This window comes from Escherichia coli DSM 30083 = JCM 1649 = ATCC 11775 (genome assembly GCF_003697165.2).
Lineage (GTDB): Bacteria > Pseudomonadota > Gammaproteobacteria > Enterobacterales > Enterobacteriaceae > Escherichia > Escherichia coli.
The window spans coordinates 4,373,094-4,389,950 of the sequence record NZ_CP033092.2 but is presented as its reverse complement, the minus strand read 5'-3'; the positions used below and the strand labels follow the sequence as shown (position 1 = coordinate 4,389,950).

Genomic DNA, 16,857 nt, shown 5'->3' with positions numbered 1-16,857 from the left:
TGCCGCGTAGTCACGGGCGGCACGCAAAGTGCATTTATAAGAACCCGTACATCGCGGCGAAGATCCAGCCGAAGACGCACGATACGCTCACACCAATCAACCCCGGCAGAATAAAGCTGTGGTTGATGACGAAGCGACCGATGTGGGTGGTGCCGGAACGGTCAAACTGAATCGCTGCCAGATCGCTCGGATAAGTCGGCAGGATGTAATAACCGTAGCAAGCCGGTGCTGAAGCCACGATGTATGCCGGATCAACGCCGATCGCCAGCGCGACCGGAACAATCGCCGCCAGCGCCGCAGCCTGAGAGTTTACAAACTTGGAAACCAGCAGCAGAACAATGGCATAGGCCCACGGATACTCTTTCACCATTTCACCCAGTACGCCCTGAATTTCAGACATATGCGCACCGAACATGGTTTCAGCCATCCATGCGATACCGTACACCGCCACGATGGCGATCATACCGGAACGGAAGACTTCGTTTTTTGAGATAGACGCGGGATTGGTTTTGGTCAGGATAATAATCAGCGCCCCGGTCAGCAGCATAAACATCTGAATAACCAGTACCATCGACAGCGGTTTGCCGCCGAAGGATGGACGCAGGTCCGAATCAGCACCAAGAAGGGCGACTACAGCGATTGCCCCGAGGAAGATCCACATTGCCAGCCAGTTGCTTTTCGGCAGTTTTTTATCCAGCAGCGTCGCGGTATCACCGTAAACATACTCACGGTTTTCCGGTACGGAGATGAATTTTTGGAACTCTTCGTCTTTATCCAGATCTTTACCGCGGAACCAGCTGAAGATACCGATCGCCAGGATACCGATTAACGTCGATGGAATGGTGATTGCCAGCAGGTCGAGGAACTCAAGATGGCGACCATCAAAGGTGACATTACCCAGCATCGCAACCAAAGATACGACCGCAACCGACACCGGACTGGCGATAATCCCCATCTGTGCACCGATAGAACTTGCCGCCATCGGACGTTCCGGACGGATGTTGTTCTTAATAGCAACGTCGTAGATGATCGGCAGAATGGTGTAAACCACATGACCCGTACCGCAAAGAATGGTCAGCGTACAGGTCACAAACGGCGCGACAATTGAGACATATTTCGGGTTGCGACGCAGCAGCTTCTCGGCAATTTGCAGCATGACATCAAGACCGCCCGAAGCTTGCAAGGTCGCCGATGCCGCCACCACCGCAATGATAACCAGCATGACATCAACCGGTGGTTTACCTGGCTGAAGGTGGAAGACGAAGACCAGAATGACCAGACCGATACCGCCTAATAAACCCAGCGCGATACCCCCCTTTCTGGCACCATAAAACAGACATATCAGTATTATGATAAGTTGGATAGTAAATAACATGTGTGAACCCTCGCGATAATCCTATTTAAATTTTTGCTGAATAGATCACAGTCACGTTCTGTTTTGTATGAACTGTTTTCAGAGCCTGACTAAATATCCGTTTGGTCGTTACCGGCTTGAGCAAATACCTCACAGTGAATATTGGCTGATTAAAGCAGCGGCAAATTTATGCACTGTGATAAGCGGCTTTTTCAGAGAGAAAGACTCTCTGGCGATGGGTTTATAGTTTGTACAGCGCAGATGTTAATGTTTTGTTTGCTGTTATCTTATTGATATTTATCGGTCTGTTTTTTGTTCTCAGGGCAGGTATCATTAGGTTTATAGATTAATCTGATCTACCCATTTGTGGGTAAAAATACACATAATGTGGGTGACATAATAGTTAATTAACTTTTGTTAGCGTTTTGAAATTAAAAACACCGTTCATCTGAAGAGATATTAATTTTTAGCGATGATGGAGGGATAATTATATTTGATCTGGCACAAGTTTTACTGATGAACGATGTAACTTGTGCCAGGGGGATTTTGCATTACGGTAATAATTATTACTTACAGATAACCAGCGATCCGTTATTGGCAATATTGTTTCAGTAGTGAGTAGTGTTCTGCCTGAATACGGTAACGGTAAACCGGACGCCCCGTGACGCCATAATGGATACTGGTGAACAATATGTGGCAGTTGACCAGCCAGATAAGGTATTTACGGCAGGAAACACGCGAGATGTTAACCTCGTTAGCCAGCTCGTCGGTTGAAAACTCATAGTCCTGATGCGCGTCAATCCACTGGCACAGCGTGCGTAACGTCTGCGGCGTTAAGCCTTTTGGCAAGCGACGAGGATCCTGCTCGTTGGAGCTGCTGCCGTGGATTAGCTGATCAAGCTCGGCCTGGTCATAATACTGATGTTTTTCCAGCGCCATTTTCTTTTGCCGCCAGCCGGTGAGCGCCTCTTCAAAGCGGGAAGCCTGGAAGGGTTTGATCAGGTAATCCACAACACCGTAATGCAGCGAATCTTTAATGGTTACTGCATCGGCAGCGGAGGAGATGACAATCACATCACTTTTGCAACGCGCGTTATGCAGGACAGGCAGTAAATCGAGCCCGTTCTCTTTTTGCATATAGATATCTAGCAATATCAGGTCGATAGGCGTATCGCTATTGAAGATAATCTCTTTGGCTTTCTCCAGCGTCGAAGCCGTTCCACAGCATTGAAAGCCCGGGATTTGTGCCACGTATCGGCGATTCAGCTCCGCGACCATTGCGTCGTCATCGATAATTAATACATTGATCATCTGTTCGACCTCTCCCCGTCCCAGGGTATCTGGACAAAAAATTGTGTGAAAATCCCGGGTTCCGATTCCACGGCGATGCTGCCGCCGAGATTTTCTACCTGTTGTTTGACAAGTGCTAAACCGACGCCTCGCTCGCTTCCTTTTGTCGAGACACCTTTGTCAAAAATGTGATCGATTTTGTCGGGTGCGATCCCCGGTCCATCATCGTTAACTTCGCAGTGCAGCCAGCCGTGACGGTAGTGCAATGTTACGCTAATTTCGCCACCGGGTTCCGGTCCTAATGCCTCCAGCGCGTTTTCTATCAGATTTCCCAACGTGGTAATCAGCGTCGCGACCTGATCCTCACTACCGCTGTCTGGCAGCTGGCTTTCACTGTTTAAAATCAGCGTATGGCCTAAATCGGTCGCGCGGTTAATCTTGCTGATTAAAAAACCAGCGATAACCGGAGATTTGATCTTACCCAGCAGAGAGCCAATCTCTTCCTGATAGTTATTGGCTGTTTTGAGAATGTAATCTTCCAACTGCTTATAACTCTTCAGATGCAATAATCCGAGAATCACATGCAATTTATTCATAAATTCGTGGGATCGTTCACGAAGTGCGTCAGCATAGTTGACCAGACCGTCGAGTCGCTGCATCAGTTTACGTACTTCAGTTTTGTCCCTGAAGGTTGAAATGGCACCGATGATAACGCCATTACTGCGCACCGGAACGGTGTTGATCAGTAATAGTCGGTCCTTAATCGTAATCTCTTCGTCGCGGCGTGGGGTTCCGTCGCGTAACACTTCCGAGACATCTACCACCTGTGACCACGAGTGGCTTAGCGTCGACAGTTTCTCATCGTCCTGCGACTTACGGTAATTCAGCAATTCTTGTGCGGCATCGTTGATCAGCGTGACCTCGCCGCGATCGTCCACGGCAACGACGCCTTCTTTGATGGACTGCAACATGGCCTGGCGTTGCTCAAACAGTGTGGAGATTTCGTAGGGTTCCAGGCCGAAAAGGATTTTTTTCAGTACGTTAACCAGAATGCATGTGCCGATCAGTCCGACCAGCATGCCAAATAGTACCGACCAGATAATGCTCCAGCGACTGTCATTGATCTGTTGGGTCACGCGGCTTAACTCAAGGCCGATCGCCACCACGCCAATTTGTTTATGATTTTCATCGTAGATGGGGGTAAATACGCGTAAAGCCTGCGCCAGAAAACCGCGATTGATAGCGACATTTTCTTCGCCATTCAGCGCTTTAAGGATGTCATCACCTTTAAATGGCTGACCAATACGCTGGGCTTCAGGATGCGAGTAGCGAAGGCTTTGCATATCGGTAACGACAATAAACAGCAGATCGTTGCGTTTGCGCACGGCTTCCGCGATGGCCTGGATTCCACTCTCCTGCGGTTTTTTCTGCAAGCCCTGACGGATTTCCGGCGAGTCGGCGAGGGTACGCGCTACTGCCAGTGCCTTGTTAGCTAGCCCGTCTCGCGTCATATCACTGATTTGCGAGAAGTAAATCAGATGCACCACCAATAGCACCGAGAACAGTACCGCGCTGACCATTAAGATCACAGTGGTACTCAATTTCATCGGACGTTTGCGTAACATACGGTAGGGCAATGAATGTCTCATCAGCTTCCTTGTGTGACAAATTTCTTAAGCATTATCTCTGATGAGGCGGGTAATTCAAAGGGAGTAAGAATGATTGGCTATATAGGGGAAGAGACTCTGGCAACGGAAACTGCCAGTGCTGTATGAAGATTCCGGGGCTATGCTTATAGCGATAATCATACTGATGAGAGAGGGAAGGTCATGGATCGGGCGCTACTGGACGGGGGTTATCGCTGTTATACCGGCGAAAATATCGATGTCTATTTTAACACTGCGATATGTCAGCATTCTGGCAATTGCGTACGTGGCAACGGCAAGTTATTTAATCTCAAACGAAAGCCGTGGATCATGCCGGATGAAGTCGACGTTGCCACTGTGGTTAAAGTGATTGATACGTGCCCGAGTGGCGCGCTGAAATACCGTCATAAATAAGCGAGGGTAAAATGGAAATACGCGAAGGCCACAATAAATTTTACATTAATGACGAACAAGGCAAGCAAATCGCTGAAATTGTCTTTGTGCCGACCGGAGAGAATTTAGCGATTATCGAACATACCGATGTCGATGAAAGCCTGAAAGGGCAAGGGATTGGTAAACAGCTGGTTGCGAAAGTCGTGGAAAAAATGCGTCGGGAAAAACGAAAAATTATCCCACTATGCCCATTTGCGAAACACGAATTTGATAAAACACGGGAGTATGATGATATTCGCAGTTGATGGGAGAGTACAGAGTCACGATATTTTTCATGCTCTCCGCGGTGTGATGCAGGAGAGCATCTGAAGGGTAGGGGGATGCACAAAGAATGGTCAGAGAGAGCGTTTTTTTGTCCCAAGTCATCCCCTTTACTGAGCAAAAAAAAAGAATATCTCCTATATGAGAATCATCATTCGGGGTTAATAAGTTTTGCGTCCCCAGAGCGTTCAATATTGATAGGAGTCATATTATGGAAGGTAAAAACAAGTTCAATACTTATGTTGTTTCTTTTGATTATCCATCATCTTATTCCTCAGTGTTCTTAAGGTTAAGATCATTGATGTATGATATGAATTTCTCCTCTATCGTGGCTGATGAATATGGGATACCACGACAATTGAATGAAAACTCCTTCGCAATAACGACATCGTTAGCCGCAAGTGAAATCGAAGATTTAATCAGGCTCAAATGCTTAGACTTACCGGATATTGATTTTGACCTCAGCATTATGACAGTTGATGACTATTTCCGTCAGTTTTACAAGTAGCCAGGAAGGATAAGAAGAACATAAAAAATGGCACTATTCTCTAAAATATTAATTTTTTATGTGATTGGTGTGAACATATCCTTTGTCATTATCTGGTTTATCTCACATGAGAAAACACATATTCGTTTACTTAGTGCATTTCTGGTCGGAATAACCTGGCCAATGAGTCTTCCTGTGGCATTACTTTTTTCTCTCTTTTAGGAGCTGTAGTTGAGTGGACCCGCTGGTTATCTTGAAACGAAGCGTCTCTCCTCAAAACTGGATTTGCGGAATGACGAACGAAGCAGTCGCCTGACTGCTTCGTTCATTAAAGTGAAATTTATTTCTGTGGGCGCATCGCCGGGAAGAGAATAACGTCGCGAATAGTATGACTGTTTGTAAACAGCATAATCATTCGGTCGATACCAATACCCAGACCAGCGGTTGGCGGCAGACCATATTCCAGCGCAGTCACGTAATCTTCGTCATAGAACATGGCTTCGTCGTCACCTGCAGCTTTAGCGTTAACCTGTTCCTGGAAACGTTCAGCCTGATCTTCTGCGTCGTTTAATTCGCTAAAACCATTACCGATTTCACGACCACCGATGAAGAATTCAAAACGGTCGGTGATTTCCGGGTTAACATCATTACGGCGCGCCAGCGGGGACACTTCTGCCGGATATTCCGTAATAAAGGTTGGCTGAATCAGATGTGCTTCTGCCACTTCATCAAAGATCTCCGTAACAATACGTCCCAGTCCCCAGCTTTTCTCTACCGTAATACCGATAGATTCAGCTAATGCTTTAGCAGCATCAAAATTATCCAGATCCGCCATATCGGTTTCTGGACGATATTTTTTGATTGCTTCGCGCATGGTGAGTTTTTCAAACGGTTTGCCGAAATCAAACACATGCTCGCCATAAGTGACTTTAGTGGTACCCAGTACCTCTTGTGCCAGGGTGCGGAACAGTGACTCCGTCAGTTCAATCAAATCGTGGTAATCCGCATATGCCATGTAGAGTTCCATCATTGTGAACTCAGGATTATGGCGAACAGAAATACCTTCATTACGGAAGTTACGGTTGATTTCGAATACCCGTTCAAAACCGCCTACAACCAGACGTTTCAGATACAGCTCCGGCGCGATACGCAGGTACATATCTAAATCCAGAGCGTTATGATGGGTAATAAACGGGCGAGCAGATGCCCCACCTGGAATTACCTGCATCATCGGGGTTTCTACTTCCATAAAGCCGCGCGCGACCATGAACTGACGGATAGCGGCCAGAATTTTTGAACGGACAACAAACGTTTGACGGGATTTATCGTTAGCGATGAGGTCCAGATAACGTTGACGATAACGGACTTCCTGATCCTGCAGACCATGGAATTTATCTGGTAAAGGACGTAGTGCTTTAGTCAGCAGGCGCAGCTCAGTACAGTGAATGGAAAGCTCACCCGTTTGCGTCTTAAACAGCGTACCGCGGGCACCGATAATGTCACCCAGATCCCATTTTTTAAACTGATCGTTATAAACACCTTCTGGCAGGCTATCTCTTGCAACGTACAGTTGAATACGGCCACCGACATCCTGCAACGTTACAAAGGAGGCTTTCCCCATAATACGACGGGTCATCATTCGGCCAGCAACCGAGACTTCAATGTTTAAGGATTCCAGTTCCTGGTTATCCTTCGCATCAAACTCTTCGTGCAACTGGTCAGAGGTATGGTCGCGGCGAAAATCATTGGGAAACGCCACACCTTGCTGACGTAGTGCCGCCAGTTTTTCGCGGCGATTTCTCAGTTCATCGTTAAAATCAATAGCCTCATTGGCTCCCCGTGTTTCTCGTTCAGACATTTTGGTTCCTCTAAATCCAGCTTTCAATTTAGCGTAGATAAAGAGACAGATCGGTACACTGTATTATCTGCCTCGACTATTAATAACTCAGTTTATCTTATCGAAACTAACGCTTACCTCAAGTTGATATCACTAATAAATAACCATAAAAATGGTTTAAATGACTTATTAATCTCGATTTGCTAGTGTGATAAACTGAAAGTTATTTTATTCATAACCAATTGTTTTTACGACAGTTAATCGTTGCTCTCCTGTATCATATTCGTCGGCGTGCTAAACAGAAAACGGGTAGCAAAGGCCAATACCACGATGATCGCGACACAAGCCAACGTCCACTCTCCCATCTGAGAAAAGAATCGCTGGTAAGCGGCAATTGCCATACCGCTAATTTGCGACTCTGTCGTCTGCTGTGCCACGACGCCTGCCAGCCAGTTGGCGACTGCGCCTGTTGCCAGCATATAAATACCGGTTAATACGCCAGACATTTTCAGACGCGTGATTTGCGCAATCGCCACCGGGTCAATAAAGAGTTCAGCAAAGCCCATTAGCGCCAGCCCGGATATCATCACGCCCATTGACGCTTGACCGCCAGCCGCTGCATGTCGGGCATCAAATGCCAGCAACATAAAGCCACAAGCCATCAGCAGTAAGCCAAAGGCAAACTTCAGCCAGACGCGCAATGCTGAATTGCCGCGGCTTTCTGGCGACGCCAGCCAGGCCAGAACAACCCCAGCGAGCATCACCGCAATGGCATTCACCGACTGGAATAGTGCTGTAGGTACTTCAATATTGAATGCCTGACGATTCACAAAGCGATCGATAAACAAGCTGATGGTACTGCCGCCCTGTTGTGCCAGTACCCAGAACAACGTCCCGACAAACATCAACAATACAATTTGCCAAAGAGCACGGCGGTGTTCGGGGAATTTGATCATCATGCGGGCAATGATTTGTGCGGCAATGAGGCAAACGATCGCCAGCAAATATCCGGACCAGTCGTTCTCCAGCAGCAGGGTAAAAAATACTGGGGCTAAACAGAGCATCACCACTAACCAGCTCCATACTGGTAAGGCAAATTTGACGCTTGTGAGCGCTTTTTTATCCATACTACGCGTGGACTGGAAATGACGATGACCACTTAAGAAAATCAACAAACCGATAAACATGCCGCCTCCCGCAAGGGCAAAGCCAACATGCCATCCATACCACTGAGCAGCCAGGCCGCAGGCGATGGGCGCGGCGATAGAACCGATATTGCCCGCAGCATACAGCAGCGAAAAACCGCCATCACGTCGATGATCGTTCTCGTCGTAGAGCTCGCCAAGCAAACAGCTGATGTTTGATTTGAATAAACCGTAGCCACAAATAATGATTGCCAGCGCCAGATACAGGCTAAAGGTTGAATTTGTATCAATGCCCAGCACCACATGGCCAAGGGTCATTAACAGCGCGCCGGCAATCACTGCAGTGCGGTTGCCGAGCAGGCGGTCGGCAAGCCAGCCGCCGAGAATAGGGGTAACGTAAACCAGAGAAGCATATGCGCTGAACAGGCTGATGGCATGGTTATCATCAAAACCAAGCTGATGGGTGAGATAGAGAATGAGTAAGGCACGCATGCCGTAAAAACTGAAGTACTCCCAGATTTGGATCGCCACGATATAGTATATCGCGCGCGGCTGTGAGGGTGTTTTCATGTGTTCTCCTTATGAGCAAAAAAGGGAAGTGGCAAGCCACTTCCCTTGTACGAGCTAATTATTTTTTGCTTTCTTCTTTCAATACCTTAACGGTATAGCGGCCATCAGCCTGACGGTATGCACCGTGAATATCGGTTTCAAAGCCCGGATAGTGAGCGCCGATTTCACACAGCATCTGCAGGAACTCCAGAACCGGACGGCTTTCTTCGGTGATCATTTCACCCGGCATTACCAGAGGAACTCCCGGCGGATACGGAAGGATCATATTGGCGTTAATACGACCTACCATTTCGTCGAGGTAAACTTCTTCGGTCATACCGTGCAGCTCTTTCTGGAACGCAGCATACGGAGTCATTACCATAGTCGGCAGAACTTCAAATGCGCGATACATCAGATCCGGCAGATTGTGGTGAACAATCAGTTTGTGGATATTCTGAGCCAGTTCCTGAATACGCATGTTTTCATAGAATTCAGGATCTTCACGATACAGAGACGGCAGCATGTTTTTCACACGCAGGTTCAGATCGAACGCACGTTTGAAGTCAGTCAGAGCACGCAGCAGGCTCAGTGCTTTGGTCTTATCGATACCGATGCTGAACAGGAACAGCAGGTTATACGGACCGGTTTTCTCAACAACGATGCCATGTTCGTCGAGGTATTTCGCCACGATGCTGGCCGGAATACCAAAGTCGCTCATGGTGCCGTCTTTTTCCATCCCCGGAGTCAGCAGGGTGACTTTGATCGGGTCAAGATACATGTGCTCGTTATCGATGTTTTTGAAGCCGTGCCAGGTGCTGTCAGAACGCAGCGGCCAGCATTCAGTCGTATCGATATGATCCGGCTGCCATACATCAAAGAACCAGCCATCAGATTCCGTTCTCAGACGTTTGATCTCTTTACGGAATTTGATCGCACGTTCAATGGAACCATTGATCAGACGTTTACCTGCATTGCCTTTCATCATCGCCGCAGCGGTTTCAGTGGACGCCACGATACCGTAGTGCGGAGAGGTGGTGGTGTGCATCATGTAGGCTTCGTTAAAGGTTTCTTCGTTTACGTCACCTTTAACGTGGATCATGGAAGCCTGAGAGAACGCCGCCAGCAGTTTGTGAGTAGACTGGGTTTCGTAAATCACTTTCCCTTCTACACGGCCACCGCTCATACCGCATTTACCTTCGTAAATCGGTGAGAAGTTGGTGTAAGGCACCCACGCGGAGTCAAAGTGGATGGATTTCACATCCAGTGTTTTCTTGATGAAGTCGGTGTTGTACAGCAGACCATCATAGGTAGAGTTGGTAATTACAGCATGTACCGGCCAGGTTGCGTTTGGTGTTTCTTTCACGCGCTTAGCAATGGTAGCGTGCTGGAATTCACTCTGTGGGATACCACCAAGAATACCGTAAGCGTTACGGGTCGGGCGGAAATAGATTGGCGTAACATCGCTCATCATCATCAGGTGGGTCAGCGATTTGTGGCAGTTACGGTCAATCAGAATGGTGCTGCCTGCCGGAGCAGAGTACATACCAACAATTTTGTTCGCAGTGGAAGTACCGTTGGTCACCATGTAGCTGCGGTCTGCGTTAAAGACGCGAGCGATATACTGTTCTGCTTCTTTGTGTGGACCACTGTGATCCAGCAGAGAACCCAATTCAGATACTGAAATGGAAATATCAGATTTCATGGTGTTCGGACCAAAGAAATCATAGAACAGGCTACCTACCGGGCTTTTCTGGAATGCAGTACCACCCATGTGACCAGGAGTACAGAAAGTATATTTACCTTCACGAACATATTTAAACAGTGCTTTGGTCAGCGGAGGCAGAATAGTGTTGATATATTCGTCAGTGGTCTGCTTGATCTTGTTAGCAATATCATCAGCAGCACCCAGCGCATATTCAAAGAAGCTAATCTGTAAACGCAGGTCATTCAGGCTTACATCGAGAGTGGAATACGTATTAGCGAACGCGTACAACGGCAGGTTCTCGTTCATTTTGCTAATTTCTTCGCACAGCTCGAGATTATATTTATCCCAGTCAAAAATAACGCCGCACAGACGCGCATTGTTTTCGATCAGTTTTAATAAGTCGTCACGGTCGTTCGGGTAAACAATCTGGAAGTTCAGACGTTCAAGCGCGCGATGAAGTTCACGGATGGGTTCTTCTTTAAAATAAACCCCCATGTGATTCAATATTGCAATAACGTTCATAGTCATATCTCCAGGTAAAAAAGGCCCCTCCCAACACATGGGACAAAATGAAAGGAGGAGCCTCGGAAAATACTTTTAATTAATGTGCGTTAGACGCTGTGTGGTTATCCATTGAGTGGCTCTGGCGCTCGTGCATTTTGCGAGCGTAGAACATCAGGATAATCAGGCTGACGATGAAGGTACCTGCCAGCTCGAAGGAGCTTGCGCCCATCAGCGCGATGAAGCAGAACACGCAACCCAGTACAGAGCAGATCAGGCTGACAAAGTTGCGGATGTTAACGCCTTCAAAACGAATCAGGTCAACGCAAGAGTAGAAGTACGGCAGCATAGTCAGCAGTACTGCGATACCGGTCAGTTCACCGAACAGGTCAGAGGCTTTACCACCGGCAGAGTTCATCAGAGTGATGAGGATCATCAGGGCAGTCATTTTCACTGCAGCCAGCAGCAGACCTTTTTTCGGAATACCGTTGCTGTCGACTTCACCATAAACTTTCGGGAAGTTACCGTCGTTAGCGGCACGTACACCTGCCTGGCCTACCAACATCATCCAGGAGCCCAGAGAAGTCAGGCACGCAAAGGCGGTGAATGCAGAAACCAGTGGCGCAGCCCAGTTACCGAGGATAGTTGAAGCACTGATTGCAAACGGAGCACCGGAAGCCGCCATTACAGAAGACGGATACATACCGGAAAGCACCTGAGTCGCAGCGATGTAAACAATACCTGCTAAACCAGTACCCAGCATGGTTGCCAGCGGAACGGTACGTTTCGGGTTTTTAACCATACCAGTACTTACTGCTGCGGATTCAACACCCACGAAGGCCCACAGGCAGAGCAGAATACTTTTAATGATCGCATGACCATCAGTGGTATCCGCAGTATTCCAGTTAGCTGCATAAGTTGCTGCATCAAACCAATGCCAGCCAACAATAGCAGTCATCACCACAGGAATAAGAACCAGCACCAGACCAATCGTGGTTAAACGGCTTACCCAGGTACCGCCGAGCATATTCACAAAGGTAAATACCCAGACGATAGCAATACAGGCGATACCCGCCGGAACAGGATCATTTAATACTGGGAAGAAGGTGGAAAGATAAGATACAGCGGTAATACCAATTGCCAGGTTACCAATCCAGTTAGCATGGTAATAAAGAACACCTGTCTGAAAACCAAATGCAGGGGAAATTTCTCCGGCATACGCAATTGGGCCACCTTGTTGCGGGTTTTTTGTTGCCAGTCGGGCATATACATATGCCAGCGACATTGCACCAATAATAGAGATAATCCAACCCCAGATAGCAATACCACCGATACTTGCTAGGTTCGCAGGTAATAATGCAATACCGCTCCCCATCATATTACCGGCAACAACACCGGTACAGGCAAATAGCCCGATCTTCTTGGCAGAACTCATGCTCTTCTCCTAATTTCATTTTTGAATTTGGAGTCCGGGTCATGATGTATAACTATTTCCTGACCAGACCAAACTGGCGCTAAGATTACTCACGAAAAAAGGATTAATCCTAAAGATTAGGTGAAATAACACAAAAGTTTCTGTAAGTGAGAACTTGAGGTTTTTTATTAACACATCAGGATCGCAAGTTGATATCATGAAAAGATAAACATTCAATGTTTACAATGCATTGCGTGACATTCTCTGGTTAAATTTATGTAATAAAAATTATGCGGCAAATAAATTGCCGCAACATATTATACCAACGGGAACATACAAAAACTCAACAACAAATATTCCCGAGCATGAATCAACCCGGGAGTTACTTATTCTGAAGCGAGAAATTTGTCGAGATAAGGTACAACATAAGGAACAGAAGTCTGGAATATACCATTTTCAATCCAGTAAAGGGTGTTTGCCCCTGGGCGTAAATTAAAGGCGGTGAGATATGCATCAGCTGCTTCCCGGTTCATCCCCTTCATTTCATAAACCTTGCCAAGCAACACATAATTTAGCCAGGACATTTCAAGATCAATGCCGGTATTTATCGCCTGATAAGACTCATCTGTTTTACCTTTTACCAGGGCACTGACCGCTTTTATTTGATATATAATGGACAGGTTGTTCAATTCCGGCAGTGTAACAATGTTATCTATTTCTGTGTTCAGTGCTGCTAATTGTTTTTCGTCTAAAGGATGTTGAGAATGGCGCACGATATCAACTAATGCTTTTTCTGCTCTCGCGTAGGTAAATTCTGGGGATGATTGAACAATCTCACCTAATAATTCACTGGCACGATCCAATGATTTATCATCACCATGCAGTAAATAATCATGTGCCTGATAAAAATTAGTTAATAACGCACCACGATGCGGCAAAATTTGCTGGAGCATCTCCTGCATTCGTTGTGGCCACGGTTGGTTTAACGCTTTTGATAAACTCTGGAGCAAATCATTTTGAATCGCCAGCTGATTACCGTTAGTGATGACATAACGTTTATCCAGCATGGTTGAACCATCTGCATTGTCTACCAATTTTACCGACATAAAGCATTGTTGAGCACGGTATTGGCGCTGATTAACAAACGCAATAGATAATGTTTTACCGGAACTGCTCGGTTCATCAATGTTGTAGTTGATTTTGTCATGCACCATAAAGGTGGAGAAGGTGTTAAGTGATGTCGCCACCAAATCACCCACGCCTATCGCGTAAGAGAGCTGATACGGAGAACTCCAGCTGTTACAACTCTTATTAACCATATTAATGTCAATATCGCGTGGATTGAGCAAAATGCGCGATTTACTCATAGGAAGACGTGTTTCAAGACTTGAAAACGCTACCAGTGCGACACAGATACCTAACGACAACAGGAAAAAAAACCATACCCAAAAGGTAGTGAATCGTTTGCTTTTAACTGGGGATTGTTCAGGTGGCGTTGTGGTGTTTTGAATGTTAAGACTGTGGGAGGGAGAATCTGTGGCAGGAACCGCCTCTGGTATAGGGGGAGGCGAAGATAGCATTATTTCCTCTCCCTCTTCTTCGCTGTACCAGATAACCGGCACCATTAATTTATAGCCGCGCTTTGGTACAGTAGCGATATAGACAGGACTATCTTCATCATTATCTTTTAATGACTTACGTAGTTCTGAGATACTCTGCGTCACAACGTGATTGGTGACAATACTTCTCTTCCAGACATTATCGATAAGTTCATCCCTGCTAAGTACTTCGCCACTGTGTTGAGCAAAGAAAACCAGAAGATCGATTAATCTCGGCTCAAGGGTAAGTTGACGCCCATTGCGGCTAATTTGGTTTATGGACGGAGTAACAAGCCATTCGCCAACGCGAACTACAGGTTGTTGCATAATAGAAACTCATTCGAAAAGGGAATGATGCAATGATAATTGCCATAACCTATTTTTTCCATCTATAGATGGGTTTATTTACATATTATTGGTGAATGTAGGACGTTATTTTTACCCGCCATAAACTTCTTGATTACATAGTATTACGAAAGGATTTTACTGAGAACCAGAAGTAATTTTCCTTACCATCAAAATTCATCATCTTTGCCAAAGAAAAATGTTCAGAAAATAATCCATGAAAAATTGTCCGGAGCGCTTACTATTTTAATGGATTGTTAGTCTTTGCATGAGCAAACGGACTGATACATTTCTCTTTGTTCTCATTCAGAAAATCTCATCAGTTGGCGTTCTGCCCGATGTTGTGCTTTATGGGTGCGTTACGCTCCTGATGACGTCATTTGACGTTCAACAGCATCACGGGGCCGCACGACATTTCACGTCAGTCAGCGCTATAGCTCAGAAACAAATTTTCCCGAATTGGGATATGCCCGCAAATTGCTGGTGATGTGGGGAGAATCTGGTTGAGTTCGGTAGAATTGATTTGGCGGCAGGACGCTTAAATCGTGGCGTCCTGAAACGAAAAACGGACCTCCGTGGAGGTCCGTTTATATGAATTTGGTGCCGGACTCGGAATCGAATATTTTATTTATCATATTGATATTGATGTGATTTATTTGGTTTGGTGAAAAATGTACCCTCTTTTGTACCCTCAGTCCCTTTTGCTGTGAAAAAGGAATCAAACCCGGGAGTTGGAAGATGAGGTGAAAAGGGGGACGCATAAAGGGATTCACCTTAACAGCGTACTACTGTTAAGGTGGGAGGACCATCTCATTATCCCCACCGGTCCCATCTCACCAGGTTGTTGATGATAATTTTATTACTAAATTTGCAGGGCGGCCTGGTTTTGTAATCCCGGCTCAGTCCTCTGAAGGCATTGATCTCCCCCCGCTCAAACAGCTCATCCTTATTCTGGTGCAGTTGTTTAAATGTGCTCAGAATGTTCGCTTCGCTGATTTCCGGAAAATTATCATATTCCAGTGACCTGAACCCTGTATCACGTGCCTGTGCATCCATTAAGGAAAACATCCCGGAACGCTGCATCAGGTTACGCCAGATTTCGCGCTCAAGATTCCGGGTAATGGCTTTCATTGCTGTTTCTGGTTTCTCCATCATCCAGCAACCACAGCGAAAATTCTGTTTCATCGCCCAGTCCGGGGCGGCTTTACCGCCAATATTTTCCGTCAGTGCTGAGATTTCTGTCAGTTGCCGGATAAGCGTGTCGATTTGCAGTAGTGTACTCTTTCGTACAGCCAGGATGTGTCTGATACTTGTGGAACAGATAACGGCTGTATGCCCGTTGACCGCGTTCGGGTGGGGGATTGTGATATCTGACATTATGAGGTTTCCTTTCTGTTTATAAACGAAAACGCCAGCCCTGTTCAGGCTGGCGTCAGGAGAATGGAGTCTGGTGAGTGAGATTCACCGGTTCTGGTGCATAAGTTGCAGTTGGTGCAGGGTACGGATATCCTCCCTGGCCTGTTCAATACAGGGCAGCAGTGCTGCCGAATCCGTTTTATCCTCATCGTTGTCGAAAATAATTCCGGACCCGCAGTCGATATTGTCCTGCAGCCACGCAATGAGGATATCCAGCGCTGTTTCAGTGGTTAATGGCATCACGCTCTGTATCACTGTATTGTCTTCCGGCAACTGATGAGGGCTGGCATAAGTTGCCGGTGTTTCGGTAGAGTCACGGTCATCCACCACGCGGAGTGAATCACCGTTTTCAGCGGCCTTATTAATCAGTTCAGCGAGATTAACACCATCAATGTCAACGACAATTCGCCCCATATTCAGTGCCTGTACGTTAACGCTGTCGGCTTCCGGCGTCAGGGAAAGTTTCATTGTTTCACCTCCGGGTGCTTACCCAGGATAATATTATTTACCGTTCTGTAATTGTCGCGGGTCATCAGGCCGGTCGCCCTGCGAGCCCGGAGGATATCAATACTGTTTATTAACTGAGAACGGGTACAGGCGCTGAATCCCGGCTGGTCGGTACGTACCAGTGCGTATTTTTCAACGAGAAAGTTCACCGCATCGCACAGTGAAATGCCTGCCTCAATATGCTGCTCAATCACACGTTCATCAGCGAACGGTGTGTCATTCAGCGTAAGGCCGTAGTGCTGATCCAGCAGTCGGGTGAGCAGTGTCTGCCAGATTTCAACCGGAGACGGGCGTGAACTGGCCGCCTGCCCGGGTAATACAGGTAATGTTTTCATACTGAAGATTTTCC

At 46.7% G+C, this 16,857-nt stretch carries 14 protein-coding genes and 3 pseudogenes; 4 read left to right on the top strand and 13 right to left on the bottom strand.

Annotated features, from left to right (window positions below; translation table 11 throughout):
- Positions 1-34 precede the first annotated feature (34 nt).
- The 3 genes from dcuB to dcuS form a co-directional block, all read right to left on the bottom strand.
- Complete coding sequence (gene dcuB, locus EAS44_RS22660) at positions 35-1,375, bottom strand: anaerobic C4-dicarboxylate transporter DcuB (RefSeq protein ID WP_000899522.1); 1,341 nt, start codon at positions 1,373-1,375, stop codon at positions 35-37.
- Between the two features lie 570 nt (positions 1,376-1,945).
- Positions 1,946-2,665: a two-component system response regulator DcuR gene (gene dcuR, locus EAS44_RS22655; RefSeq protein WP_000611291.1), complete on the bottom strand. Its 720-nt coding sequence runs from the start codon at positions 2,663-2,665 to the stop codon at positions 1,946-1,948.
- Complete coding sequence (gene dcuS / locus EAS44_RS22650) at positions 2,662-4,293, bottom strand: sensor histidine kinase (RefSeq protein WP_001216482.1); 1,632 nt, start codon at positions 4,291-4,293, stop codon at positions 2,662-2,664. Before dcuS ends, dcuR begins: the two co-directional genes overlap by 4 nt.
- Positions 4,294-4,473: 180 nt before the next feature.
- Between dcuS and yjdI the strand changes: the two genes are divergently transcribed.
- The 4 genes from yjdI to ghoT all read left to right on the top strand — a co-directional run bounded on the left by yjdI (position 4,474) and on the right by ghoT (position 5,713).
- Entirely contained in the window at positions 4,474-4,704 is a 231-nt protein-coding gene (gene yjdI, locus EAS44_RS22645; protein WP_000373293.1) for a 4Fe-4S mono-cluster protein YjdI, read from the top strand.
- An 11-nt stretch (positions 4,705-4,715) separates the two neighbouring features.
- Positions 4,716-4,988 carry a GNAT family N-acetyltransferase gene (gene yjdJ, locus EAS44_RS22640; protein WP_000405647.1) on the top strand — a complete coding sequence of 91 codons (273 nt, stop codon included), beginning with the start codon at positions 4,716-4,718 and terminating at the stop codon, positions 4,986-4,988.
- A gap of 227 nt (positions 4,989-5,215) precedes the next feature.
- Positions 5,216-5,512, top strand: coding sequence for a type V toxin-antitoxin system endoribonuclease antitoxin GhoS (gene ghoS, locus EAS44_RS22635; protein ID WP_001312331.1), 297 nt, complete (start codon positions 5,216-5,218; stop codon positions 5,510-5,512).
- A gap of 27 nt (positions 5,513-5,539) precedes the next feature.
- Positions 5,540-5,713, top strand: coding sequence for a type V toxin-antitoxin system toxin GhoT (ghoT, locus tag EAS44_RS22630; RefSeq protein ID WP_001173343.1), 174 nt, complete (start codon positions 5,540-5,542; stop codon positions 5,711-5,713).
- Between the two features lie 118 nt (positions 5,714-5,831).
- On the opposite strand, the gene lysS is transcribed toward ghoT, so the two are convergent.
- The 10 genes and pseudogenes from lysS to cbtA form a co-directional block, all read right to left on the bottom strand.
- On the bottom strand, positions 5,832-7,349 hold the full coding sequence (gene lysS, locus EAS44_RS22625; RefSeq protein WP_000003806.1) for a lysine--tRNA ligase: 1,518 nt from the start codon (positions 7,347-7,349) through the stop codon (positions 5,832-5,834).
- 236 nt (positions 7,350-7,585) lie between these two features.
- Entirely contained in the window at positions 7,586-9,043 is a 1,458-nt protein-coding gene (gene dtpC / locus EAS44_RS22620; RefSeq protein WP_000856826.1) for a dipeptide/tripeptide permease DtpC, read from the bottom strand.
- A gap of 58 nt (positions 9,044-9,101) precedes the next feature.
- Positions 9,102-11,249, bottom strand: coding sequence for a lysine decarboxylase CadA (gene cadA, locus EAS44_RS22615; RefSeq protein WP_001296667.1), 2,148 nt, complete (start codon positions 11,247-11,249; stop codon positions 9,102-9,104).
- Positions 11,250-11,328: 79 nt separating this feature from the next.
- Entirely contained in the window at positions 11,329-12,663 is a 1,335-nt protein-coding gene (gene cadB / locus EAS44_RS22610; protein ID WP_000092909.1) for a cadaverine/lysine antiporter, read from the bottom strand.
- A gap of 365 nt (positions 12,664-13,028) precedes the next feature.
- A complete protein-coding gene (gene cadC, locus EAS44_RS22600) occupies positions 13,029-14,567 on the bottom strand; it encodes a lysine decarboxylation/transport transcriptional activator CadC (protein ID WP_001187191.1) in 1,539 nt (512 codons plus the stop codon).
- Between the two features lie 259 nt (positions 14,568-14,826).
- A pseudogene (locus EAS44_RS25820) lies at positions 14,827-14,986 on the bottom strand (integrase); the annotation flags it as partial.
- Between the two features lie 415 nt (positions 14,987-15,401).
- Positions 15,402-15,962, bottom strand: a pseudogene (locus EAS44_RS22590) (DUF4942 domain-containing protein); the annotation flags it as partial.
- An 84-nt stretch (positions 15,963-16,046) separates the two neighbouring features.
- Positions 16,047-16,244: a DUF957 domain-containing protein gene (locus tag EAS44_RS22585; RefSeq protein ID WP_085949158.1), complete on the bottom strand. Its 198-nt coding sequence runs from the start codon at positions 16,242-16,244 to the stop codon at positions 16,047-16,049.
- 27 nt (positions 16,245-16,271) lie between these two features.
- Positions 16,272-16,469, bottom strand: a pseudogene (locus EAS44_RS22580) (DUF5983 family protein); the annotation flags it as partial.
- Positions 16,466-16,843: a type IV toxin-antitoxin system cytoskeleton-binding toxin CbtA gene (gene cbtA / locus EAS44_RS22575; protein ID WP_000854820.1), complete on the bottom strand. Its 378-nt coding sequence runs from the start codon at positions 16,841-16,843 to the stop codon at positions 16,466-16,468. The pseudogene EAS44_RS22580 and the gene cbtA, both read right to left, overlap by 4 nt.
- Positions 16,844-16,857 lie beyond the last annotated feature (14 nt).

Bases quoted from the DNA above. Each gene is read 5' to 3' on its own strand.
- dcuB (WP_000899522.1), bottom strand. From the start codon at position 1,375: ATGTTATTTACTATCCAACTTATCATAATACTGATATGTCTGTTTTAT.
- dcuR (WP_000611291.1), bottom strand. From the start codon at position 2,665: ATGATCAATGTATTAATTATCGATGACGACGCAATGGTCGCGGAGCTG.
- dcuS (WP_001216482.1), bottom strand. From the start codon at position 4,293: ATGAGACATTCATTGCCCTACCGTATGTTACGCAAACGTCCGATGAAA.
- yjdI (WP_000373293.1), top strand. From the start codon at position 4,474: ATGGATCGGGCGCTACTGGACGGGGGTTATCGCTGTTATACCGGCGAA.
- yjdJ (WP_000405647.1), top strand. From the start codon at position 4,716: ATGGAAATACGCGAAGGCCACAATAAATTTTACATTAATGACGAACAA.
- ghoS (WP_001312331.1), top strand. From the start codon at position 5,216: ATGGAAGGTAAAAACAAGTTCAATACTTATGTTGTTTCTTTTGATTAT.
- ghoT (WP_001173343.1), top strand. From the start codon at position 5,540: ATGGCACTATTCTCTAAAATATTAATTTTTTATGTGATTGGTGTGAAC.
- lysS (WP_000003806.1), bottom strand. From the start codon at position 7,349: ATGTCTGAACGAGAAACACGGGGAGCCAATGAGGCTATTGATTTTAAC.
- dtpC (WP_000856826.1), bottom strand. From the start codon at position 9,043: ATGAAAACACCCTCACAGCCGCGCGCGATATACTATATCGTGGCGATC.
- cadA (WP_001296667.1), bottom strand. From the start codon at position 11,249: ATGAACGTTATTGCAATATTGAATCACATGGGGGTTTATTTTAAAGAA.
- cadB (WP_000092909.1), bottom strand. From the start codon at position 12,663: ATGAGTTCTGCCAAGAAGATCGGGCTATTTGCCTGTACCGGTGTTGTT.
- cadC (WP_001187191.1), bottom strand. From the start codon at position 14,567: ATGCAACAACCTGTAGTTCGCGTTGGCGAATGGCTTGTTACTCCGTCC.
- cbtA (WP_000854820.1), bottom strand. From the start codon at position 16,843: ATGAAAACATTACCTGTATTACCCGGGCAGGCGGCCAGTTCACGCCCG.